The following is a 23,309-nucleotide window of genomic DNA, read 5'->3' on the forward strand; positions in this document are numbered from 1 at the left end:
TGATAATTCTTCTGATATTAGCCAAAAATGGTCACGCTCCTAAAAACAGTGTTGATTGGAGCGGAGGGCAGTCGACTCCTCGAAAATAAAGGGCAATTTTCTTCGTGCGATGTAATGCTGCCGTAGCCTTCCTTGTCCTGCGGGAAGAGAGGCCTAGATGAGACCCCGCAGTGCGATAGCACGAGGAGGCTCATCAGCCGCCCGCGGAAAGCGACTGCCCGGAGCGGAAATCAACAACGCACTACATTACACATTTATTTTTAATTAAGTTAATCAGGATTCTATACATATTGCCACTTAGAACAAGAAAAATTTCGAAAGAGCTATGGTAAAAAACGCAAAGCTTCAGAAAGTAGCTCAAAATAAAAAAACTCCATCCCTAATAGGGACGAAGTTTTCTCCGCGGTACCACCCTGATTGATGAGACATATCATACTCATCCACTTGGCATATTCATCCATTATCATGAAATGTGTAATTCAATTATTTTCTGCCAAAGTTTACACCTAACACTTTGTCTCTTATTGCTGCTGGAAAATAACCTACTTAGCATTCTTGGACTAATCTATAAAAATTTATGATAGTATTGAATATACAATTATTAATTAGGTTTTGTCAATAGGACAAATTTCCAGTGTTTATCTCTTTTATTCATTCAGTAAATTCGTTATAATAGTTTAAATTTAAAAAGTAATTTGGGGGAGATTAGATGGGGACTGAAGCAGGAGTGAAGACTGCAGAGGAAAATAGAAGTTTGGAAAAAATACATATGTTTCATAAAGGTCTCCTGACTGGTGTTCCGATTATGTTAGGTTATTTACCAATAGCGATTACGTTTGGGGTATTAGCTAGACAAGCAGGAATGTCCTTAACAGAACTAACACTAATGAGTTTATTGGTCTTTGCAGGCGCATCACAATTCATGGGAGCAAATATGATCGCTGTTGGAGCAGGTGCAGTGGAGATTATTATCGCAACATTTGTACTTAATTTTCGACACTTTGTTATGAGCCTTTCTTTTATGAACCAGTTACGTGGTATCGCGCTTAAATGGAACATACCTTTAACACTAGGATTAACAGATGAGACGTTTGCTGTTTCAGCCCTTCATCCTGATAAGGCAAAAGAAAAACATGGAGCATTATATTATGCCGGTATCATTATCATTGCTTATTTATCATGGGTGCTAGGTTCTCTACTTGGTGGAGTTTTAGGGGATATTATACCTGAACAATTGAGTCAAAGTATGGGGATAGCTTTATATGCCATGTTCATAGGGCTATTAATTCCATCTGTTAAAAAGAATTTAAGAGTTGGCCTTGTCGCTATTGTTGCTATGTTAATAAATGCAGCTTGTGTTGGGATTGGAATGAGTACGGGGTGGGCTATTGTAGTCGGAACTGTGCTTGGAGGTTTTAGTGGACTTTACTTTTTAAAGGAGAATAAACAATGACGATATTATTGATTATTATTGGTATGTCACTGGTGACGATGATACCGCGAGTAATACCTGCTTTTGTTGTAGAAAAGTTGCAGTTCCGACCTTGGATAAATCGTTGGCTAAGTGCCATTCCATACGCAGCATTAGGTGCACTTATCTTTCCAGGCATAATGACTGTTATACCGGACCAACCAATGGTAGGAATAGTTGGTGGTATTGTTGCTATAGTTTTGGCTACATTTGGATTAAATGTTGTTTTAGTGGTGATAGGCGCAATTGCCACGGTATTTTTAATGACGATGTAAAGAATAGGCTATTTCTCTAAAGAAGATTGTTGTTTTTAAATAGACTGTGAATTCCTTTATTTATCCCCACTACAGAAAGCGACTGGCAGGGGCGGAAATCAACAACGCACTTTTTTCATATTTATTCTTAATTAATTACATCAGCAATATATATCAATTGAGACATCTCAGAAGCAACAAAACTGACGAAAAGAGGCATAGAATAATAGCTCAAAACACCCGACTAGTGATGTAAAGACTGCTTATGAATAAGCCAGCTGTCTTGTCGATCTGAAATTTTCTGGACAAGTAGAAAATAGGCTGCGATACCAGCAGCCTACTTATGATAGGGCTCAATGTGAATATGAGCATGAGTGATTCCGTGTTTTTTATATAAATAATTTTCAATATCCTCTGTGATATGGTGGCTTTGTTCCACATTTAACTGGGGATTGACTAATACTGTTACTTCGAGAAGAGATTGGTTTCCATGAACACGTCCCTTTACATCTACTACTTTTTTCACTTCTTCTACTTTTCCTATACTTGTTTTAATTTCTAGTAATTTAGATTCCTCAAAACCATCTGTAAGAGTTAAGGTTGACTCTTTGAAGATTTCCCAAGCTGTTTTACAAATGATTATTCCTACAACTAGTGCTGCTAAAGGATCCAGCCAAAATAATCCAAATTGTGCTCCAATGATACCAACAAAAGCACCGATACTAACTAGAGCATCAGATTTGTTATCTTGGGCTGCTGCGTTTAAAGAGCTGCTTTCAATTTTTTTAGATAGATTTAGATTATAACGATAGACTAGAAACATGACAATAGCAGCAACAAGAGCAGTCCATGCAGTTAATAAATCAGGTGAGTGAGAAACTTGTCCATTTATTATTTTTTTTATGGTATCAAATATAACTTGTAAACCAATAAACATCATAATAAATGCAGCAAAGAGGGATGCTATTGTTTCTACACGGTAATGCCCATATGGGTGATCTTCATCTGGTGGTTTCCGCGAAATCTTTAAACCAATAAGAACCGCTACAGACGCAACTACATCCGATGCGTTATTCAATCCGTCTGCTCGTAATGCATCAGAATTCCCAATTTGGGCGATAACAAGTTTGGCGATAGAAAGGAGGATATATGCGATAATACTAATCCATGCTCCTTTCTCACCTTGTTTCAAGTTTTCTGAGTAACTCATTCAGTTTCCTCCACTAATTTAATCATTGCCGCAATTCAAGAACATGCAATTATGTAGTTATCATAGTTTAACAAATGAAATCCTGTTGGGTCTAGAGAAACATTAAAAGCTATGGTTATATGTATTGACACCAACTAATTATTTTTCATTTGGCTAAAAACACAACTGCAATATTAGTATTGATAAAAAATAGTAAAGTTATTTCAGTTTAAATTAGTTGCAATTTTTCTAAAAATTTAGGATAATGTATAAAAGAATAAGGGGGAGTTCTCAGTTGAAAAAGCAAAAGGTCGTCTATCGTTTTTGTCGTTACAAAGGTGAAAAACTTCATGCTAGAAAAGAAATCCCTTATGAATTAAAGTTCAGTGCCCAGTTATTATTAGATGAGATTTGTTTTAACTGGAATAAACAGAAGATTGTAGAGAAGCTGAACCATTCGATTGAAACTGGTAATAAAAATGATTTTATTTCGTTTAGTAATGCGTACAAGCAATTTGTATGGGAGTAATATAGAAAAAGCCTCACCAATTATGGTGTGGCTTTTTGTGGCTTATAACTGGAATTATCGCAATGTGAAAATATAAATGTAAGTTTTGTTTATTGTTGAAGTTTATAATGTGTGACTCAAACTATTTGTCGTAAGTAGGTTTCGTTTGTTCACAACACTGCTGATTTAGTGAGTTTTGCATTAGCACCAGTAGCCTATTACGATTTCCGTAGTGGTAATTTAGTACCAACTAAAACGGGGGTCAAGTGCCTCAAGTAAAGAATAAGGCTCTTTTCGTAGGTTTAGTTGCTTTTTAAATGTTACAGTTGATAGAAACTTCGGATTTATTTAATTCAGAATAGAGCTCTGCTTTACAGCCGCTACGGAAATACACTCCGCTTTCCGCGGGGAGCTGGTGAGCCTCCTTCGTGCTGTCGCACTTCGTAGTCTCACCGATGCTCTTCTTCCCGCAGGAGTCTCCGTGTATTTCCTTCGCTATGTTGTCATCTCTACTTGTATAAACAAGAAATATGCTATTTTCAAGAATAATAATGGTCTTAAACGTGATTTCAAGAACATTCATCTCAAAAATATCTCATGCATCTATCTTAGCGGAGGCAGAATACGGAGACTCCTGCGGGAATAGCACGTGTCCGAAGACCCCACAGCGGTGGTTTTCCGCGAGGAGGCTGAGGCCGTGCCCGCGGAAAGCGAAGTATTCTGCCGGAGCGAATGACTGCACAAAATAATCATCAGTGTGAGCGAGAACAATACTATTCTGAATTAAAGATTTTAACAGTCTATACATTATATGGTCCTAAGTTATATGCATAAAGCAAAATCTCTTAAAAATTTTGCCCAAAATAATAAACATTTAATAAATCTCTGTAAAGTTTCTGAAATATACATAATATAAATGGTTATATTTGTTATACTCTAAGGGAATGGAGTGGGGGATATGGAGGAAAAACAGAGGAAAAAAATTCAACGAAGCTGGATGCTTTATGACTTTGGGAACTCTGCATTTGCAACGACCATCATGGCAGCTGTGTTACCAGTATATTATTCAACAGTGGCTGCTTCTGGTTTGGACGATAATTTAGCTACTAGTTATTGGGGATACTCACAGTCAATTTCAGTATTAATTGTAGCAGTATTAGCACCAATCTTGGGGGCCATTAGTGACTTTACATCAGCAAAAAAGAAATTTCTGCAGTTTTTTGCGTTTATGGGGATTATTGCAAGTGTTCTGTTAGCTTTTGTTGGTGAAGGAGACTACATATTAGCTTCTATCTTATTTATAGTGGGTTCCATCGGTTTTTCAGGTGCCAATGTATTTTATGATTCTTTTTTACCTGAAATAGCAAAAAAGGATGAGATTGACAAAGTTTCATCTGGTGGATTTGCCTATGGATATATAGGTGGAGGAATTTTATTAGCCATTAATATACTAATGATCTTAAACCCTAATTGGTTTGGCTTACCTAATACTACCGTAGCAACACAGATTTCCTTTGTGACAGTCGGTGTGTGGTGGTTAATTTTCTCCATTCCATTAATAAAAAATGTAAAAGAAGAGAAGAAAAATCATGGAAAAAGTGATCAATCTTATGTTGCAATTGGTTTTTCACGTATTGGAAACACCTTCAAGGATATAAAACGTTACAAGCAATTATTAATTTTTTTATTCGCTTTCTGGCTATACAATGATGGGCTTTCTACGATTATTCGTATGGCTACCGTCTATGGCAGTTCCATTGGTATTGGAAGCAATGATCTGATTGTTGCATTGTTAATCACTCAGTTCGTAGGGATTCCTTTTACTTTCTTCTTTGGCTGGTTAGCAACAAAGATTACAGCTAAAAGGGCATTGTTTATTACTCTTTTTACTTATTTAGGAATTGTTATTCTTGGATATTTTATGAATTCAGCATTGCATTTTTATATTCTTGCTATTTGTGTTGGGATGGTCCAAGGGGGGGCACAAGCATTAAGCAGATCCATCTTTGGCAGTATGGTACCCGAAAATAAAAAAGCAGAATTCTTTGGTTTTTATGGTATTTCATCTAAATTCGCAGCAGTTATTGGTCCTTTTGCTTTTGCTTTCGTAGGGCAAGTAACTGGTAATAGTAGATATGGCATTATATCACTTGTTGTATTTTTTATTGCAGGGATGCTTATTTTAAGAAGAGTAGATATCGAGAAAGGAATAGAAGAAGCAAAAGGAACAATAGACACCAAATGAAAAAAAGCGGAAATCATATCGATTTCCGCTTTTTATACAATCGGTTGACAGTATTTATTTTCTAACTCAAGAGCTAATGGTTTTCCAGTATCATAGGAAATGTTGTCAATTAGTTTCTGCAATTTTTGTAGAGAGATTTTGTCATTGCTTCTCCAGTAATTAATTATCTCCGTTAAAATTTCAATAGCTTCAATACGGCTTTTTTCATAAAGATCAATAAAACTTTCGTTTAAAGGTTCCTGTGTTGCCGAATGATACCAGGTTTCATGATTCAAATTTAAGTAATCTTTATTGTTTTTTATTGGCTGGTGGGAATAAGGTGAGACAAAGGTTCGTAATATTTTATTTTTCCAGCCGTGAGGGTCTGATAAAAGCTTTAATGCAAGTATCATATCCCTATATGCTTTTTGTATATATTTAGTTGATGCTCTTGTTTGGTTAGGGTAGTATTTTTTAATTGTTGTGTGGAGAAGTTTTATGATGTCCTCATCCAACTTACTGCCAATATCTACTTCCTTGTATACTTGAGATTTCCATGTTTTAATACGATGATACTTATCCATCATTAAGGTATCAATAATTATTTCCAGTCTTTGATGATTACTACCCTCGTATCCTGCAAAATAATGAACGAATGGATGCGTGTTTCTATCTAAAATATGGTGCGTTAGAAAACCCACTACAAAGGCTTGGACACATTTGCTTTTTTCTTTTGCCTCTCTTATAAGGTCCATTATAAATTCGCCACAGTGTTTTGTATGTAAATCCATTCCCACTTGATGAACAGGTTCCTCTTTTATCCACGGCCAAAAATTATAATAAAAAAACGGATCTGGACCTTGTGCACCTAACTTTAAATAGGATTCATTATGTGAAGTGAGAAACGGTTGATTTACTGCATCCACTACATCCTCACTAAAAAGTATATGTGTCCATATATTCGGCACAGTGAAATCCCCCTTTATTATTTCTCTTTAATTTCAAAGGTTTATAATATACTCATATATTATATAGGAAAAAGTCTAAAAGTTGGTGAAATAAAATGAACAAATTTGTGTCTTCCGGTTGAATGTGACAATTGTGAAAAGATTTCCTTGATTCAAGGTTATTTTCTATTCTATTATTTATGAAATTTGTTACAATAAAGGAGTGAAGAAGATTACATATTAGGGGAGGAAAACAGGATGGAATATCGTGTGGAAAGAGATACATTAGGGGAAGTGAATGTACCTGCAGATAAGTACTGGGGGGCACAGACACAAAGAAGCAAACAAAATTTTCCAATTGGTAATGAAACAATGCCAAAGGAAGTTATACAGGCATTTGCAATTTTGAAAAAAAGTGCTGCAAAAGCAAATAGTGATTTAGGACTGATGGAGAAAAAGAAAGCAGAAGCAATAGAATATGCAGCAAATCAGATTATAGAAGGAAAGATTTTTGATCATTTTCCATTAGTAGTATGGCAAACCGGAAGTGGTACCCAGTCTAATATGAATGTAAACGAAGTAATTGCGCACGTAGGGAATAAATGGCTTGCTGAAAATGGCAGTGACCTTAGATTGCACCCAAATGACGACGTAAATAAATCACAAAGCTCCAATGATACTTATCCAACGGCAATGCATATAGCCTTCGTTTTAAAGTTGGAAGATTATGTAGTTCCAGCAGTTCAAACTTTAAAGGACACATTAAAAGAAAAAATGGATGCGTTTTCTGATATCGTAAAAATTGGACGAACTCATCTCCAAGATGCAACTCCACTAACATTAGGGCAAGAGATAAGTGGCTGGCATCGTATGCTGGAAAAATCAGAGATGATGATTAATGAAAGTGTACAACATATTAAGGAATTAGCAATTGGTGGTACAGCAGTTGGTACAGGCCTCAATGCACATCCAGAGTTTTCTGAACGCGTTTGTAAAGCCATTAGTGACTATACGGGCAAATCATTTGTTTCTGCACCGAATAAATTTCACTCTTTAACGAGTCATGATGAATCCGTATATGCCCATGGTGCATTAAAAGGTTTAGCTGCAGATATCATGAAGATTGCTAATGATGTTCGCTGGTTAGCGAGTGGTCCACGCTGTGGAATTGGAGAAATAACAATTCCTGCTAATGAACCTGGAAGCTCTATTATGCCTGGAAAGGTAAATCCTACGCAAAGCGAAGCGGTAACAATGGTTGCTGCTCAGGTAATGGGTAATGATGCAACTATAGGATTTGCGGCAAGTCAAGGAAACTTTGAATTAAATGTATTTAAGCCTGTTATAGCATATAATTTCTTACAATCTTGTCAGTTGCTCGCTGATAGCATTGTTTCCTTTGATGAACGCTGTGCTCAAGGAATTGAACCAAATCAAGAGCAAATTGAGAAGAATTTAAATGATTCTCTAATGCTTGTAACAGCATTAAATCCTCATATTGGATATGAAAATGCTGCTAAGATTGCGAAAACAGCTTTTAGTGAGAATGCTACTCTTAAAGAAACAGCTGTGAAATTAGGACTTTTAACAGAAGAAGAGTTTGACCAATACGTAAAACCGGAAGAAATGACGTATCCTAAATAATATTTCAGATGTAAAAGTACAACAAAAACTAAGTGGAAGCCTATTACACATTGATGTAATGGGCTTTTTATTTGTTGATGTGTTTACTGGAATCACATCTACATTTTACCAGTGATTTTTAGTTATAAGATTTGGGTTAACGACAGACAATAGAAATACAACATCACAAGGAGGTGATATCACATGGCTAACAACAACAACTCAAACCAATTAGTTGTTCCTGGAGTACAACAAGCTCTTGATCAAATGAAATATGAAATTGCAACTGAGTTTGGTGTTAATTTAGGAGCAGACACAACTTCTCGTGCTAACGGTTCTGTAGGTGGAGAAATCACAAAACGTTTAGTACAAACTGCTCAACAACAATTAAACGGTGGTTCACAATAATATAAAGATGGCTAAGAGGGAAGTCTATATAGGCTTCCCTCTTTATTATTATGTTTTAAATTAAACCCCACAAAGAATAGGAGAACCAAAGTTACCCCCTATAGCAAAGCATGCAGCAGATTCAACCTCAGCTTGAACAGATGAAAAAGCAAAAGATAAAGAAACGATAAGTGCAGTGCTAACAATAATATTTCTTAGTTTCTTCTTCATATTTTACACCTCCTAGCATAAAAAATGTCAATTCACATTATTCATACTAATTGAAATATAAAATGCAGTCAAATAATTCGTGTGATAATTCTGTTTATTTTGGAAAGTTTTATTACAGACTCGGGTGCGTGAAATATTATATAGAATTGATGGTAAATAAAAAGCTTGAAGAGAAATAACATTTCTCTTCAAGCTTTATAGAAAATTATTTAATGCGGAGTTCGGTATCATTATCAAAGAAATGACAGCGATTCATGTCAAATGCTAAATCAATTGTTTCTCCGCCTTTGATATCAGAACGAGAATCGACACGAGCAACGAAGTCTTGACCATTTACTTTAGAATATAGGAAGGATTCAGCACCCATTAATTCAGCTACTTCTATGTGAGCATCAATTTTAGTTTCTGGTGAAGCATCTAGGAATGCTGGCTCATCATGAATATCTTCTGGACGTACACCTAAAGTAACTTCTTTATTTTGGTATCCTTGGTCACGTAATGTCTTCATTTTTCCTTCTGGAACTTTTACTTTAATGTCACCCATTTGGAAGTAACCATCCGTAAGTTTTCCGCTAAAGAAGTTCATGGAAGGAGACCCAATAAACCCACCTACGAAAACATTTTCCGGATTATCGTATACATCTTTTGGTGCACCGATTTGTTGGATGATACCATCTTTCATAACAACAAGTCGAGTGGCCATTGTCATTGCTTCTGTTTGGTCGTGTGTTACGTAAATTGTAGTTGTTTTCAAACGTTGATGTAGTTTTTGAATCTCAGCACGCATTTGCACACGTAATTTAGCATCTAAGTTTGATAAAGGTTCATCCATTAAGAAAACTTTAGCATCACGTACGATAGCACGGCCAAGCGCAACACGCTGACGTTGACCACCAGATAGAGCTTTTGGTTTACGATCTAAGTATGCTTCCAAACCTAATATTTTTGCTGCATTATTTACACGTTTATCAATATCATCTTTGCTGAATTTACGAAGTTTTAAACCAAATGCCATGTTATCGTAAACATTCATATGTGGGTATAATGCATAATTTTGGAAAACCATTGCAATGTCGCGGTCTTTAGGAGCAACATCATTCATTTTTTTGTCATCAATATAAAACTCGCCATCTGAGATTTCTTCAAGTCCTGCAATCATACGTAATGTCGTTGATTTACCACAACCAGAAGGACCAACGAAAACAATAAACTCTTTATCCTTTATGTTTAAGTTAAAATCATCTACTGCAATTACATCTTTATCATATCTTTTTTGAATCTTTTCTAGTCTTAATTCTGCCATTTTCATTACCTCCATATTTGTAAGCGGTAACTACATTGTAGTATGGAAAGCGTTTTCTGTTAATGGCAATGGTGCACAAATATCTCGCTTATTCTTTGTGCATCATAGACAATATGACTAAGTAAACAGCCATTGCTTCATTAAATTGGCGTACGTCAATTCCTGTTTTATCAACAAATTTGTCTAATCGATACTGTAAACTATTTCGGTGCAGATGTAGCTTTTTAGAAGCAACTGTTACATTTAAATTACTCTGAATAAATACTTTAATAGAGTGGAGAAGTTCATGGTCTTCAATTAATTCTTTTAAGACCAGTTGTTTGACACTATCTAAAAAGTTTTGTTCCGCTTGGTCAACAAAGTGGTAGGATATCGCATCTATATACGTAACAACAGATTGGTCTGAATAGGTAAATGCAATGTTGCTGCTCGTAACAAATGATTCGTAGTATTGATCTAATTCTGATAGTGTATCAATATACGGTCCAACAAAAAAACTAATATTTACATATAAATCACTCATTAGTACATCAATTATTTGTTCATAGGAAATGGATTCCTCTGGTATTGCTGGTTTTTCTTCGATAATTATTCCTTCATGTTCATTTTCCCATAAAATTGGAACATCTTTACCGTAAGTATTAGGAATGGCTTCTTTAAAGAGTTGTGTATCAATCTGGTCCGATTTTATCAAGAAATACACAAACCGAAATGGACTTACCTTCTTTTCTATCGGTTGAGAGATACGTTTTCTCCATAACTGTTCTAATTCACTCGGCTGAGGGAGATGGATGTTGTGTGGTTTAAGAAAGGTTGATAACAATTCAACGTCTTTATTCGTCAATTCATTATTGTCGAATCCTATTACTTTATTTTCTTGGGTAATAAACCAGCGATAATTTTGTGGTAAAGTATCTAGTTCTTCAAAATATCGCATCGATGGGAAAATTTTTTTTAACTGCTCCATTACAAAAATCCTCTTTTCTTTTGTTGCTATATTGCAATTCTTATTCTAACATGTTTCTTAATTTTAAATATGTATGATAAAGCAAATAGATTTTGACAGCACAGATGGGTAGGTATTAGAGCTGTGAAAGCTATACCGTTATGCTATACATTGAATAATACGTCTGTTATAGTGGACTAGAAAATAAATGAAGGAGGTCATGTTTTGTCTAATATACATGATAGCGCGTATGATTTAGAAAAAGCAATTCGTGAAAGTGAGGAGTTCAATAGTTTAAAGGATTCGTATGAAGCGGTTATGAATAATCCTCAGGCAAAAGAAATGTTCGAAAGCTTCCGCGATACACAAATGCAATTACAAGAAAAACAGATGCAAGGACAAGATATTACGGAAGAGGAAGTAGAAAAAGCTCGTGCCGTTGTAGAACAAGTTCAACAACATGCTGATATTTCTAAATTAATGGAAGAAGAGCAACGCTTAAATCTATTAATTAATGATATAAGCCGTATTATTACTAAGCCATTAGAAGAACTTTATGGTGACCCAAATAGCCCGCAACAATAACAAAAAACGACTTCATTGCACATTGAAATGCAATGAAGTCGTTTTTTGTTATCAAGTTTTATTGAAATGAATTCCTGCAATAATATAGTACAAAGTCCAATCCTAAAAGAGAATTTTGAATTATGTAGTAGTTGATAGAAACTCCTGATTTATTTAATTCAGAATAGTTATCTCTCGCTTACACTAATGAATGTTTTCTACTGGCATTCGCTCCAGCAGAATACTTGCGGTTCGCGGGCACGGCTTCAGCCTCCTCGCGGAAAAAACATACTGCGCCTGCCTCTACTAGTAATGCTTTGAAGTAGGCTTCCTCGGCGCAAGGGCCAAAGAAGCTTAATCAAGGAGTTCCCTCGCTGCGGGGTCTTCAGACTCGTGCTTTTCCCGCAGGACAAGGAAGACTACGTCAGCGAAGCATCGCACGAAGAAAATGTGCTTTTCATTTTGGAGGAGTCTCCGTATTCTGCCTCCGCTATATTACATGCACTAGATATTTTTAAAGCTATACTTCATAATTTTACGTTTAGGGTAGTTGGTCCTCCTAGAATACAGAATTTTTCTAGTAAAATTTAAGTAGAGCAGGAACTAAGCGGAGGAAATACACGGAGACTCCTGCGGGAAGAAGAGCATCGGTGAGACTACGTAGTGCGTCAGCACGGAGGAGGCTCACCAGCTCCCCGCGGAAAGCGAAGTGTATTTCCGTAGCGAAGACAGAGCAGTATTCTGAATTAAAGATATCAGGACTCTATACAAAATCCGAAATAAACTATAAAAGCAAACATACTAAAGAATTGTATCTTTTGGAAAATTATTTTAACGATGAAATAATACTAATTTTGCTTCAGGTGAGACGCAGCGGTGGGTGTGTTCACTGTATCCTTTTTCATCTAGTAGTTGCTGCCCAAGTGTTTTAGCTTCATTATTATCCTTGGCTTGAAATGTCTCATCTAATAATTTTTCCCCAGTTTTATCGAATACCGTTATTATGTAGTTTTTCATATTAATCCCTCCTAGTTAAAATAAAAAAACATCTTATATTCTAAATATTATTATAAATCAATATAGATGAAAAGGAAATTAGTTTGATTGTAAAGTGAACTTGACAACGCCATCTAAGTAAAGTATACTTTACGTTAAGTTGACTTAACACTTAACCTGAAGGCGGAATAAAGATGAAAACTTTAATCAAAGAAAAAAGGACAGAAATGAATATTACACAGGAAGAATTATCGAAAAAACTGAAAGTATCACGACAAACGGTAATTTCACTAGAAAAGGGTAAGTATAAACCTTCTTTGGTGTTGGCTCATAAACTTGCCCAGACTTTTGGATGTACCATTGAGGAATTATTTATATTTGAGGGAGATGAGAATATTGAGTGAGTCTTTGTTAAATACGCTTTATGGTCTGTCAGGGGTAATTGGTGCAGGAATTGTGTTATTGATAGTATTTTTCATTAATTGGCGAATTGGAAAGAAAAAGCATCTATTTGATGAACGCTATCAGCAGCAAACCAATCGAGCAAAAGCAAGATCCTGGGACGCAATGATTGTCATTTATATGATTGCATGGGTAATCGTTATCATTTTTGACGGCATTTCTTTCAGTTTCTTTTTGCTGACTGCACTCCTAGTTCTTCATAATATGACAGCGGCAATCACCAATATGTATTTTTTGAACAAAGAATAAAAGATTGAAACTAATAACTAACTTAATCCGTATGTAAAATTATAGTAAATATAATGGAAAGATATTTACACTCTATTCAATGATTGATAAAGTCATTCTTATCTATCGGAAGTCTCTTTTCATATAGTTTGTTACTTTTTGAAGTTATCAGTTGATAGAAATTCCTTATTTATTTAATTTAGAATAGTGTAGCTCTTGCTTACACTTATGACTAGTAGACGCAGGCGTAGTTCTGGTCTTTCCGCGAGGAGGCTACGTATTGGGATAGTTATTCCTCGTAAAAATAAATTTTTCCAGATAAAATCAAGTAGAGCAGGAACATAGCGGAGGAAATACACGGAGACTCCTTGAAAAAAGAAGACCACTTTTTTCTGCGTGCGATGTTTTGCTGCCGAAGCGTTCCTTGTCCTGCGGGAAGAAGAGCATCGGTGAGACTACGTAGTGAGGGAACTACTTGAATATCCATCCCTGCTCCCTTGCGCCGAGGAAACCCGCTTCAAAGCATCACTGGAAGACGCAGGCGCACAGGCTTTTCAGCACGGAGGAGGCTCACCAGCTCCCCTAAGGTGCGCGTAGTGTATTTCCGTAGCGGAGACAGAGCAGTATTCTGAATTAAAGATATCAGGACTCTATACAAAATGTAAGGTAAAGTCATGTTAAAAAGGCAACAATCTTTTAGAAGAGAGCCTATTGGAAAAAGAAAAAGATAAATTAGTCTAATAAGGGAGCACGGGAAATGACATTATTGTTAAATCAAGTCACTAAACGCTATGGAAAGGCTACAGCGGTAGATCACTTATCATTGGAAATACCAGAAAAAGAAATGTTTGGCTTTTTAGGTGGAAATGGCGCTGGAAAAACAACGACATTCCGTATGATTCTAGGCCTTTTGGATAGAACAGAAGGGGATATTACCTGGAATGGAGAGCCGATTAATTATGATAAAAGCCATTTAATCGGTTACCTTCCTGAAGAAAGAGGGCTTTATCCCAAATTGACGGTAAAGGAACAAATTGTTTATTTAGGACGCCTCCGTGGGATGCATAAGCAGGAAATTATAAAAGAACTCGAGCAATGGCTAGAGCGTTTTAAAGTTCCTGAATATATGGCGAAACGGGTAGAGGAATTATCCAAAGGGAATCAGCAAAAAATTCAGTTTATCTCAGCGGTTATTCATAAACCAAAATTATTAATTTTAGATGAACCATTTTCTGGTTTAGATCCAGTGAATGTAGAAATGCTGAAGGAAGCTGTTATTGATTTGAAACAGCAGGGTACGTCTATTGTTTTTTCTTCCCATCGAATGGAACATGTAGAAGAATTGTGTGAGCATTTATGTATTCTGCATAAAGGAACCCCTGTCGTACAAGGATCATTGCGTGAGATAAAAAGTTCCTTTGGAAAGAAAAACATCGTTGTTCATGCAGACATGGAATTAGCGTTTCTTGAGAGAATACCTGGTGTGTTGCGATATAAAAAAGTGGCTGAGGGCTGTGAAATGCAAGTTCAGGGGGAAGACGTGGCACAGCGGATCTTTTCCGAATTGCAAGGAAAAGGATTTGTTCGTAAATTTGAATTAGAAGAACCATCATTAAATGATATTTTTATTGAGAAAGTCGGTGCTTCCTATGAGTAAGTTTTGGGTGATTATGTCACATACGTATCTTTCAAGAATCAAATCGAAATCATTCATTATTAGTACAGCAATTTCTTTCTTATTTATTATAGGATTAGTAAATATTCAATCTATCATTGAAACTTTCTCAGGAGATGAAGCAGATAGGATTGCAGTTATGGATGATTCTAATCAGTTCATGGAACCTTTAGCTAACAGTGTGGAAAGCACAAGGGATGATTTGGAACTGGTTGCTTTTGATGGGTCAGAAGAAGAAGGGAAGTCTGCGGTTTCAGAAGATAAGTACCATGCTCTCTTGGTCATTACTTTGGATGAAAATCAATTGCCACAGGCCGAATATTATGCCAATTCTTTAGGTGAATTCGGGAATCAAACATTCTTTGAACAGCAATTACAGCAGTTAAAAGCAACGATAGCTACTCAGCAATCGGGCATTGATCAAGCTATCCTCGCTCAAATTAATGAACCAGTTTCTTTTCATGCTGTTGCATTAGATGAATCGGCAAAATCTGCGGAAGAGATGAATCAGGCAAGAGGAATTGTAAATATCATGCTGTTTGTCCTTTATTTAACGGTAATGGTATATGGGCAAATGATTATGACGGATGTAGCTAATGAAAAATCATCAAGGGTAATGGAACTATTGGTTTCCAGTGCCTCCGCTGTCACCCATATGTTTGCAAAAATAGTTGGAATCGCATTAGTAGGATTGACACAAATCGGTTCGCTGGTTGTAGTGGGGTATTTTCTTATCCAATCGAAGCAGGAAGAACTTGCTGGGGGCGTTTTTGAGTATCTAGGGTTTCAAGGAGACTCCATTTCTATTTTTATTTATGCTATTCTTTTCTTTTTATTAGGTTATTTCCTTTATGCCACTATTTCTGCTATGTTAGGATCTTTAGTAAGCAGGGTGGAAGATGCCAATCAAATGATGTTTCCGATGATATTTTTAATTATGATTGCATTCTTCATTGCTGTATTCGGAATGAATGCACCTAATTCATCGCTAGTGTACATAACTTCCTTTATTCCATTCTTTTCACCGATGATTATGTTTATGAGAGTAGGAATGCTGGATGTCCCAGCATGGGAAGTCGCATTATCGATTGGGCTCTTACTTGCAACCATAGCATTACTCGGTGTGATAGGTGCAAAAGTCTATAAAGGTGGCGTTTTAATGTACGGTAAATCCAGTGCGTGGAAGGATTTCAAAAAAGCAATATCGTTATCAAAAAGAGATTCTTAGGTTACTAGTCGCAATAATTTGCGGCTTTTTTCTTTGTACAGGAAAGTTAAAATATTAACATTCATGCTGAAATAAATACCTAACTAATAGCAGAACGTGCATTCTTATTCTCTGTTTGCTAGAATAAAACTATATTAGATAGAAAAGGAAAGAAGGTGTCAATCAAGGTGATGAAGGAAATTTCCTTTATACATGCTGCAGATTTGCATTTAGACAGTCCATTCAAAGGGCTAGCACATACACCCGAACATATTTTTAAAGAGATTAGAGAGAGCACCTTTCATGCACTGGATAATCTAGTTTCTACTGCCATTCAAAGGAAAGTAGATTTTATTCTTATTTCAGGAGATTTATTTGATAATGAAAAGCAAAGCTTAAAAGCACAGATTCGTCTAAGGAAAGCTTTTGAGGAGTTGAACAATCACGACATTAAGGTGTATGCATCCTATGGAAATCATGATTTTATCAATGGGAATATTTACCCAGTGAATTATCCTGATAATGTCTTTATATTCCCTGATGAAAAGGTAACTAATTTTACATTTGTAAAAGATCAGCAAGCACTGGCTAAAATCTATGGGTTTAGCTATGAGAATCGAGCGGTACATGAAGAGAAAGCTAAAGAATTTCATATATCTGATACAGAAGTTCCGTTTCATATTGCAATGCTTCATGGAAGTATCCGAACCAATTCAGATCACGATGTGTATGCTCCGTTTCAATTGTCAGATTTACAAAAAGAACTATTCCATTACTGGGCATTAGGTCATATACATAAGCGAGAAATTTTAAAAGAGAATCCAGCAATTGTATACCCAGGAAATACTCAAGGCCGTAATCGAAAAGAAACAGGAGAAAAGGGCTGTTTTCATGTAGTGTTGAGGGAGAATCAAACAGAATTGACTTTTATACCACTGCAAAAGGTCATCATTACTCCTGTACATATGGATGTTTCGGATTTAACGAATCTACATCAATTAGAGACTAAGATACAGCAAACATTCCAGAATATAAGTGATACTTACCATTATCTAATAGACCTTTATTTAACAAGTAATCAGCATGACTTAAAAGAATGGGAAGCGAATAAACAGCTTGATGAAATTATTGAATTAATAAATGAGACGACAAGTTCTCAAGATAATTGGAAATATATTTTTCGCGTAACCACAGAGGTACGAGCGGATATCAGCAGTTTGGACCTTGAAAAAGGGGAACACTTTATAGGAGAACTTATTCGACAAGTAGAAGATGCAAGCATTCAGCCATACGTAAATGAATTATTTCACCATAAGCAGGCACGTAAGTATTTAGATCCACTCTCCACGACAGAAGAGCAATCGATTAAGGAAGAAGCAAAAAACTTGTTACTAAATGAACTATTAAAGGGGTGAAAAGAATGAGAATTACGCAAGCTTATGTGTATGGCTTTGGAAAATGGATGGATTATCGTATCGATTTTTCAAAGGGTGTTTGTATCTATGGAGAAAATGAAGCTGGTAAATCAACTATTCAGAAATTCATCTTATTTATGCTATTCGGTCTCCCGCCTAAACAAAGAGAGTTTTACCGTCCGAAAAATGGGGGACAAATGGGTGGTAGGTTAAGTATTTATGACTCAATCAAAGGTGATTTCACTATTGAACGTTCAGACAGAGTGAAAAATGGGGACGCCATCGTGTATACCCCCGATGGAAATCAGCATAAGGAATCTTGGTTGACAGAACGATTGAAAGGGATGACGGCACAAACATATCAATCTATTTTTTCCTTTTCCGCACTTGATTTGGCCGGCATTACTGATATGAAAGAAGATGACCTAGGGGAAGTTCTTCTGGGTATCGGATTAGCAGGATCAACAGAAATATATAAACTTGAGAAACAGTTAGATAATCGAATGGGTGAATTGTTTAAACCTTATGGAAAAAAGCCAGTTATCAACCAACAACTGGAGAATCTGAATGAAAGATTTAATTCATTACAGGATTATAAGGCAAAAGAGGCTACATATAGGGAAAAGATAATGAAAGAAGCAGCTACGAAAAACAAATTAGATGAACTGCAAGCATTACTGCAAACAGAGAAAAGGAACCTCATGAATATCGAAAAACAGTTGCAAGCTTTGCCAGTACTTCATGACTATCATTATATACAGTCGCAATTAGATGAAAAAAAAGTTAATATGTCATTCCCTGAAAATGGTAATGAGCGACTCGAGACATTAAAATCTGCTTTACTGCCATTACAGAGTGAATTAGCGATATTAAAAGATAATGAACAAAAATATAAGCAGAAAATAGAGGAAATTCAAGCAGACAAAGTAGACGAATATACTATAAATAAAGCTAAGGAGCTTCAGTTAAAGAAACAGGAATACCATAATAATAAGAAAGAATTGGAAAGAATAGAAAACAATATCACTAAAAGCCGATTGGAAGTAGAAGCTGAAATAAACCGTTTAAGTATTGGTTTAAGTATTGAAGAATTAGCTGAATTATCGTTTCCTTTTCACTTAGAGAAAACGTGGATACAGTTAAAAAATGAGACAGAACAAATAACCAACGAAATAGAGCATGTTTCTGTCGAAGAAAACCGGTTAAAACAAGAAAGAAACTATCTCTACAATCAGTTAGAAGAGATAGAAGACCAACTATTACCAGAAGAAGAATTTCACAGGTTGAATGAGAAGGTAAATAAACACTATAAGTTTCAATTACTTCAAAATATGCAAGAACAAATAGAACAAAATCGTAAAAGTTGGAAATTTAAAAAGGAAAAAAAGCATAAAAATATAATGCTTTTTTTGATGGTCGCTATATTATTTGCTGTGATATCAGGGGGCTCTGCGGTTGTTCTAGATCGATCCTGGATATATAGTATTACGGTGCTCTTATTAGTTCTGGGAATCGGACAATGGTTCCTTGGCAAAAATTCTCTTAAAGAAATGGAAATAATGATGGAAAGCGACCAATACGCAAGCGAAATGCAGGAAATATCTAAAGAAGAAAAGCAGGAAGCGGAACGCCGGTTATTACGGCATAAAAACCGAATGAATGAATTGGAGAATATAAAGGATAAACTGAAAGACAATGAAATTAAGAGGTTAAATATAACAGAAAAGAAAAAGATTATTAGTCAGAGAAAGCATATAAATACTAAACATTTAGATGCGCAGTATGAGAGTTATCCATTTTTACAACGTGTAGAAATTACTTATTGGCCTGAATTCTTTCATGCAATGAAACAATTAATATCGAATTATAAAAATTTTCAACATCATCTTTATGAGAAAGATAAGATGATGAAACAAATGAACCAATATAAACAACAGTTCAATCAGTTTTTTGAAGATAACCAGTTAGATAGTTCTAACCAGTTTGAACAGCAAATCAAGTACTTAGACGATATACTTTACAGACAGGAAGAGCTAATTAGAGATGAGTCAAAATACCAAGAATTGATGAAGGAGAACAAACAAGCACAGCAAGAACTAAATCATAAAATATCAACTTATAAAAAGGAAATGAAAGCATTATTTGAAATAGCACAGGTTGAAACAGAAGAAGATTTTTACCAAAAAGGGAAGTTATTAATAGAAAGGTCCGAATTAAAGCGAAATGCAGAAAAAGTGATCATCCAGTTAGAACGTTTATTTCCAGATGGGACATGGAAAAAGTTCTTGAAAGAAATGGCGGATGAAAATACTCTAATTCTGGCAAAGGACACTTCGGAAGAGACTATAGAAAATACGGAGAAAACCATAGAGAGGGAGAGAGAGCAGCTAGCTTCGACACAAGCGGAACTTCAAATGATGGAATCATCTGAATCGTATTCAAATTGTCTGCATCAGTTTGAAATGGAACAAGAGCAATTAAATAAGTTTGCTAGAGAATGGACAATAATAAAAACAGCAAAAGAGCTTCTAACAGAGACCAAAAGAGCTTATAGAGAAAATTATTTATCGCAAATAATAGAAAAGACTTCTTTTTACTTTAAGCAATTAACAGGAAATAAATACCTTCAAGTATATGCACCTATGGAAAACAGAACTTTTCAAGTCGAGACAGATAATGGTATACGATACGCGGTAAATGAACTATCAAAAGGGACAATTGATCAATTGTATGTATCTTTAAGACTGGCTATTAGTCAAACAATGAGTGAAAAACATAGATTACCTTTTATGATAGATGATGCTTTTTTACACTTTGATATAATAAGAACAAAGCGTATCATAAAAATAATCGAAGATATTTCAACGTATCAGCAAATTATTCTCTTTACTTGTAAGAAAGAAATTATTGATTCCATAAAAGATTTTGAAAAAATATATTTACAAAGTATGGTTCCAAAAGAAGTTAAAACTTAGAGTTTTTGGTTATTATGATAACTATGATAGAATCCATTCGCATAAATTAAAAATTAATGGTACACTAATTTCAGATTACTGTAGGTGGAGGGACTTCCATTGCAAGAAGATAGAGATGAAAAGAACTGGAAAAAACATGAAGAAACAATTGAAAAATTTATTCAAGTTATTGGTAAAAACATGAATCTTTATGGGATTACACCTTCAATAGGAAGATTGTATGGTGTTTTATATTTTAATGATGAACCGATGACACTAGACGATATGCGTGACGCTTTATCAATGAGTAAAACAAGCATGTCTACGGGTGTACGGACATTAGCAGATATGAGAATGGTGGAGTCCACATTTCGAAAAGGAACGCGAAAAGATCTTTATCAATCTGAAGAAGATTGGTATAAATCATTTACATCACTATTTGGTATACGTTGGCGGAAGCAAACGGAGACCAATATAGAAGAAACCGAAGAGACAATTGAAATTTTACAAGAAATGATTAGTGAAACAGAGGATAAAGAGTTAAAAGAAAGATTGAATAATGATCTGGAAAAGTTAGAATATGCTAAAAAATATTATCAGTGGCTCATGCAGTTCATTAAGGTAGTGGAGTCAGGTGAGATATTTAATTACATTCCAAAGAATAAATAACAAAACAGCATCTTGCTGCATCTATGTGGCATGATGCTGTTTTTTTTGTTGTATAGGAAATAAAACTTTGCTAAAGAGTGCTTAATCCACGTTGATTCAGCAGTTACCTTGAAAAGTGTAGTGTATCCTCATGGTGGTAATATGAAGATAGCATTTACTTTATTCCTTCTGTGTTTTCGTATCTACTATCGAGATAATCTACTATATGAATAAGAAAACCTTCAATTGTTTGTGGATATTTAACGGCTGAACCCCATTCTGGAAGTCCGTGATGACAAAGGATACAATGGGACATTTGATGAATTTTCTCTAACGATAATTGAATATTTTCTATTTCTATGATTTTTGTGAGTATAAGAACCCCGTATGGAATATGCCCAATCATGACGCCTAAGTCATCCATTGTTATACCAGCCTGTTTTCTGTTGGAGAAATTTTCTTTTATAGCTGTAGGATATAGAAAGTCAAATTCTTCAAATGTTTTTCCAGCATGGTCATATTCTAGTAATTTACCGATATCATGAAACAAAATACTTGTCATTAATAAATCATAGTTAGGTTGGTTTTCTTCGTATTGCATCATCCCATAGAACATTTTATATAAATGGTCTATGGTATCTTTCCATATTAACGGTTTATCTTTGTCACCTTGAATTTGGGACCAAAGCTCATTTTTATGTGCTTTTTCTACGATGTTAATTAATTTCATTGTAGCTTTATAGTGATTATCTTCATATTTTAATATATATCTTACAAATCGCATTAGCCCCACTGTGTGCTTCAGTAACCCACCTAGGTAGTTATGGTGGTATCCTTTCGCAGCTGGTCTAATGCGAAACTGATTCCAGAAACGTTTCATGGCACTGTAGGCAATCTCTTGATATGGGGATTGTAACTCACGAATATAAGAGAAAAGTTCTATAGTAAATTCTTCCAAATTTTGTTTTGTGTACGGCAACAAAGAGAAAGGATTGATATCTTCTTGACATGGTGTTATTTGTTCAATAGTTATAGATTTAAACCCGTTGAATTCGTCAACTTTACCAATTACATCAAAAACAGAGTTAGATTCCAAAAGAGGAAGAGTACGGTCAACAGCACCTTGATTATCCCACATTTTTGCATTCAAAGTGCCTAAGTTATTACTAAATCTTATTTTAAGAAACTGTTTATTCGTTCTTGTTAGTTGAACGGTATATTCATTTACCAGCAATCGTGCGTGAATTGGATTACCTTGTACTTCCTGATCGATATTGAATTGTTCATTTCCGTTTGGCAATTGTGGAACTGGGAACTGCTCAAGTATTTCCACTTTCTGCTCTTCTGTTAAATTTACTTGTATAGGTACGTTGTTATAAAAATACAATTGTCCATCCATCATATTATCACTCCATGTTAAAAACTTAACGTTTGTTTATTGTGGTTTCTATAGTTGATAGAAACTCCTGATTTATTTAATTCAGAATAGTTAGCTCTCGCTTACACTTATGAATGTTTTCTGCTGTCATTCGCTCCGGCAGAATACTTCGCTTTCCGCGGGCACGGCCTCAGCCTCCTCGGAAGAAACCCACTTCCTGCGGGGTCTTCGGACACGTGCTTTTCCCGCAGGACAAGGAAGGCTACGTCAGCGAAGCATCGCACGAAGAAAATGTGGTCTTTCATTTTCGAGGAGTCTCCGCATTCTGCCTCCGCTATGTTAGATGGCCTAGATATTTTTATAGCTAAAGTCCATAATGTCACGTTTGGGATAGTTGTTCCTCGTATAAAATAAATTTATTTACTTAAAATCAAGTAGGGCAGGAACTTAGCGGAGGAAATACACGGAGACTCCTTGAAAAAAGAAAACCACTTTTTTCTGCGTGCGATGAAACCCTGCCGAAGCGTTCCTTGTCCTGCGGGAAGAAGAGCATCGGTGAGACTGCTTTGTGCGTTAGCACGAAGGAGGCTCACCAGCTCCCCGCGGAAAGCGCAGTGTATTTCCGTAGCGGATAATAAGCACTATTCTGAATTAAAGGTATCAACAATCTATAAAAAATCTTAAATAATACTACTATCC

21 protein-coding genes are annotated in these 23,309 nt (G+C 35.5%); 14 read left to right on the plus strand and 7 right to left on the minus strand.

Translation table 11 applies throughout. From position 1 onward, the window contains the following. Positions 1–709: 709 nt before the first annotated feature. Both D8M06_RS14345 and D8M06_RS14350 read left to right on the plus strand, forming a co-directional pair. The gene (locus D8M06_RS14345; RefSeq protein ID WP_121205099.1) at positions 710–1,453 is read left to right on the plus strand and encodes an AzlC family ABC transporter permease; all 744 of its coding nucleotides are present in this window, start codon (positions 710–712) and stop codon (positions 1,451–1,453) included. Then, positions 1,450–1,746, plus strand: coding sequence for an AzlD domain-containing protein (locus D8M06_RS14350; RefSeq protein WP_121205100.1), 297 nt, complete (start codon positions 1,450–1,452; stop codon positions 1,744–1,746). Before D8M06_RS14345 ends, D8M06_RS14350 begins: the two co-directional genes overlap by 4 nt. A gap of 316 nt (positions 1,747–2,062) precedes the next feature. On the opposite strand, the gene D8M06_RS14355 is transcribed toward D8M06_RS14350, so the two are convergent. Next, positions 2,063–2,935 (minus strand): cation diffusion facilitator family transporter, encoded by an 873-nt coding sequence (locus D8M06_RS14355; RefSeq protein ID WP_121205101.1) that lies wholly within the window; start codon positions 2,933–2,935, stop codon positions 2,063–2,065. A 274-nt stretch (positions 2,936–3,209) separates the two neighbouring features. Here D8M06_RS14355 and D8M06_RS14360 point away from each other — a divergent pair, with 274 nt between their 5' ends. Then, entirely contained in the window at positions 3,210–3,443 is a 234-nt protein-coding gene (locus tag D8M06_RS14360; RefSeq protein WP_121205102.1) for a hypothetical protein, read from the plus strand. A 937-nt stretch (positions 3,444–4,380) separates the two neighbouring features. Continuing rightward, positions 4,381–5,667, plus strand: coding sequence for an MFS transporter (locus tag D8M06_RS14370; protein WP_121205103.1), 1,287 nt, complete (start codon positions 4,381–4,383; stop codon positions 5,665–5,667). Positions 5,668–5,699: 32 nt separating this feature from the next. Here the strand turns inward: D8M06_RS14370 and D8M06_RS14375 are convergent, their stop codons facing one another. After that, entirely contained in the window at positions 5,700–6,614 is a 915-nt protein-coding gene (locus tag D8M06_RS14375) for a zinc dependent phospholipase C family protein (RefSeq protein WP_121205104.1), read from the minus strand. 237 nt (positions 6,615–6,851) lie between these two features. Between D8M06_RS14375 and fumC the strand changes: the two genes are divergently transcribed. After that, complete coding sequence (gene fumC / locus D8M06_RS14380; protein ID WP_121205105.1) at positions 6,852–8,237, plus strand: class II fumarate hydratase; 1,386 nt, start codon at positions 6,852–6,854, stop codon at positions 8,235–8,237. 183 nt (positions 8,238–8,420) lie between these two features. Next, a complete protein-coding gene (locus D8M06_RS14385; protein ID WP_121205106.1) occupies positions 8,421–8,624 on the plus strand; it encodes an alpha/beta-type small acid-soluble spore protein in 204 nt (67 codons plus the stop codon). 60 nt (positions 8,625–8,684) lie between these two features. Here the strand turns inward: D8M06_RS14385 and D8M06_RS19870 are convergent, their stop codons facing one another. The 3 genes from D8M06_RS19870 to D8M06_RS14395 all read right to left on the minus strand — a co-directional run bounded on the left by D8M06_RS19870 (position 8,685) and on the right by D8M06_RS14395 (position 11,104). After that, positions 8,685–8,834 carry a hypothetical protein gene (locus D8M06_RS19870; RefSeq protein WP_158591795.1) on the minus strand — a complete coding sequence of 50 codons (150 nt, stop codon included), beginning with the start codon at positions 8,832–8,834 and terminating at the stop codon, positions 8,685–8,687. Positions 8,835–9,039: 205 nt separating this feature from the next. Continuing rightward, the gene (locus tag D8M06_RS14390) at positions 9,040–10,137 is read right to left on the minus strand and encodes an ABC transporter ATP-binding protein (protein WP_121205107.1); all 1,098 of its coding nucleotides are present in this window, start codon (positions 10,135–10,137) and stop codon (positions 9,040–9,042) included. 88 nt (positions 10,138–10,225) lie between these two features. After that, the gene (locus D8M06_RS14395; RefSeq protein ID WP_121205108.1) at positions 10,226–11,104 is read right to left on the minus strand and encodes a PucR family transcriptional regulator; all 879 of its coding nucleotides are present in this window, start codon (positions 11,102–11,104) and stop codon (positions 10,226–10,228) included. Positions 11,105–11,308: 204 nt separating this feature from the next. Here D8M06_RS14395 and D8M06_RS14400 point away from each other — a divergent pair, with 204 nt between their 5' ends. Beyond that, positions 11,309–11,668, plus strand: a complete 360-nt coding sequence (locus D8M06_RS14400; RefSeq protein ID WP_121205110.1) for a YlbF/YmcA family competence regulator — start codon at positions 11,309–11,311, stop codon at positions 11,666–11,668. An 810-nt stretch (positions 11,669–12,478) separates the two neighbouring features. On the opposite strand, the gene D8M06_RS14410 is transcribed toward D8M06_RS14400, so the two are convergent. Then, positions 12,479–12,664: a YhzD family protein gene (locus D8M06_RS14410; RefSeq protein WP_121205115.1), complete on the minus strand. Its 186-nt coding sequence runs from the start codon at positions 12,662–12,664 to the stop codon at positions 12,479–12,481. A 173-nt stretch (positions 12,665–12,837) separates the two neighbouring features. On the opposite strand from D8M06_RS14410, the gene D8M06_RS14415 reads away from it, so the two are divergent. From D8M06_RS14415 to D8M06_RS14450, 7 genes are all read left to right on the plus strand, one after another. Beyond that, positions 12,838–13,047 (plus strand): helix-turn-helix transcriptional regulator, encoded by a 210-nt coding sequence (locus tag D8M06_RS14415; protein WP_121205117.1) that lies wholly within the window; start codon positions 12,838–12,840, stop codon positions 13,045–13,047. Next, positions 13,040–13,354 carry a DUF2178 domain-containing protein gene (locus tag D8M06_RS14420; RefSeq protein ID WP_158591796.1) on the plus strand — a complete coding sequence of 105 codons (315 nt, stop codon included), beginning with the start codon at positions 13,040–13,042 and terminating at the stop codon, positions 13,352–13,354. The genes D8M06_RS14415 and D8M06_RS14420 overlap by 8 nt, the downstream gene beginning before the upstream one ends. A 736-nt stretch (positions 13,355–14,090) precedes the next feature. After that, positions 14,091–14,990: an ABC transporter ATP-binding protein gene (locus D8M06_RS14430; RefSeq protein WP_121205123.1), complete on the plus strand. Its 900-nt coding sequence runs from the start codon at positions 14,091–14,093 to the stop codon at positions 14,988–14,990. Beyond that, positions 14,983–16,236, plus strand: coding sequence for an ABC transporter permease (locus D8M06_RS14435; protein ID WP_121205125.1), 1,254 nt, complete (start codon positions 14,983–14,985; stop codon positions 16,234–16,236). The genes D8M06_RS14430 and D8M06_RS14435 overlap by 8 nt, the downstream gene beginning before the upstream one ends. Positions 16,237–16,406: 170 nt before the next feature. After that, positions 16,407–17,630, plus strand: coding sequence for a metallophosphoesterase family protein (locus D8M06_RS14440; RefSeq protein WP_241558962.1), 1,224 nt, complete (start codon positions 16,407–16,409; stop codon positions 17,628–17,630). A 5-nt stretch (positions 17,631–17,635) separates the two neighbouring features. Then, on the plus strand, positions 17,636–20,605 hold the full coding sequence (locus D8M06_RS14445; RefSeq protein WP_121205130.1) for an ATP-binding protein: 2,970 nt from the start codon (positions 17,636–17,638) through the stop codon (positions 20,603–20,605). Between the two features lie 99 nt (positions 20,606–20,704). Beyond that, positions 20,705–21,253: a GbsR/MarR family transcriptional regulator gene (locus D8M06_RS14450; protein ID WP_121205132.1), complete on the plus strand. Its 549-nt coding sequence runs from the start codon at positions 20,705–20,707 to the stop codon at positions 21,251–21,253. Between the two features lie 154 nt (positions 21,254–21,407). Here D8M06_RS14450 and D8M06_RS14455 read toward each other — a convergent pair whose 3' ends face one another. Continuing rightward, positions 21,408–22,631 carry an HD domain-containing protein gene (locus tag D8M06_RS14455; RefSeq protein ID WP_338322981.1) on the minus strand — a complete coding sequence of 408 codons (1,224 nt, stop codon included), beginning with the start codon at positions 22,629–22,631 and terminating at the stop codon, positions 21,408–21,410. Between the last annotated feature and the right edge of the window lie 678 nt (positions 22,632–23,309).

It is taken from the genome of Oceanobacillus halophilus, assembly GCF_003628505.1.
In the GTDB taxonomy this organism is placed as follows: domain Bacteria; phylum Bacillota; class Bacilli; order Bacillales; family Amphibacillaceae; genus Oceanobacillus; species Oceanobacillus halophilus.

What these genes read in the sequence shown, in the direction of transcription:
- D8M06_RS14345 (WP_121205099.1), top strand. Translation starts at nt 710, where the DNA reads ATGGGGACTGAAGCAGGAGTGAAGACTGCAGAGGAAAATAGAAGTTTG.
- D8M06_RS14350 (WP_121205100.1), top strand. Translation starts at nt 1,450, where the DNA reads ATGACGATATTATTGATTATTATTGGTATGTCACTGGTGACGATGATA.
- D8M06_RS14355 (WP_121205101.1), bottom strand. Translation starts at nt 2,935, where the DNA reads ATGAGTTACTCAGAAAACTTGAAACAAGGTGAGAAAGGAGCATGGATT.
- D8M06_RS14370 (WP_121205103.1), top strand. Translation starts at nt 4,381, where the DNA reads ATGGAGGAAAAACAGAGGAAAAAAATTCAACGAAGCTGGATGCTTTAT.
- fumC (WP_121205105.1), top strand. Translation starts at nt 6,852, where the DNA reads ATGGAATATCGTGTGGAAAGAGATACATTAGGGGAAGTGAATGTACCT.
- D8M06_RS14385 (WP_121205106.1), top strand. Translation starts at nt 8,421, where the DNA reads ATGGCTAACAACAACAACTCAAACCAATTAGTTGTTCCTGGAGTACAA.
- D8M06_RS19870 (WP_158591795.1), bottom strand. Translation starts at nt 8,834, where the DNA reads ATGAAGAAGAAACTAAGAAATATTATTGTTAGCACTGCACTTATCGTT.
- D8M06_RS14390 (WP_121205107.1), bottom strand. Translation starts at nt 10,137, where the DNA reads ATGGCAGAATTAAGACTAGAAAAGATTCAAAAAAGATATGATAAAGAT.
- D8M06_RS14395 (WP_121205108.1), bottom strand. Translation starts at nt 11,104, where the DNA reads ATGGAGCAGTTAAAAAAAATTTTCCCATCGATGCGATATTTTGAAGAA.
- D8M06_RS14410 (WP_121205115.1), bottom strand. Translation starts at nt 12,664, where the DNA reads ATGAAAAACTACATAATAACGGTATTCGATAAAACTGGGGAAAAATTA.
- D8M06_RS14415 (WP_121205117.1), top strand. Translation starts at nt 12,838, where the DNA reads ATGAAAACTTTAATCAAAGAAAAAAGGACAGAAATGAATATTACACAG.
- D8M06_RS14430 (WP_121205123.1), top strand. Translation starts at nt 14,091, where the DNA reads ATGACATTATTGTTAAATCAAGTCACTAAACGCTATGGAAAGGCTACA.
- D8M06_RS14435 (WP_121205125.1), top strand. Translation starts at nt 14,983, where the DNA reads ATGAGTAAGTTTTGGGTGATTATGTCACATACGTATCTTTCAAGAATC.
- D8M06_RS14440 (WP_241558962.1), top strand. Translation starts at nt 16,407, where the DNA reads ATGAAGGAAATTTCCTTTATACATGCTGCAGATTTGCATTTAGACAGT.
- D8M06_RS14445 (WP_121205130.1), top strand. Translation starts at nt 17,636, where the DNA reads ATGAGAATTACGCAAGCTTATGTGTATGGCTTTGGAAAATGGATGGAT.
- D8M06_RS14455 (WP_338322981.1), bottom strand. Translation starts at nt 22,631, where the DNA reads ATGGATGGACAATTGTATTTTTATAACAACGTACCTATACAAGTAAAT.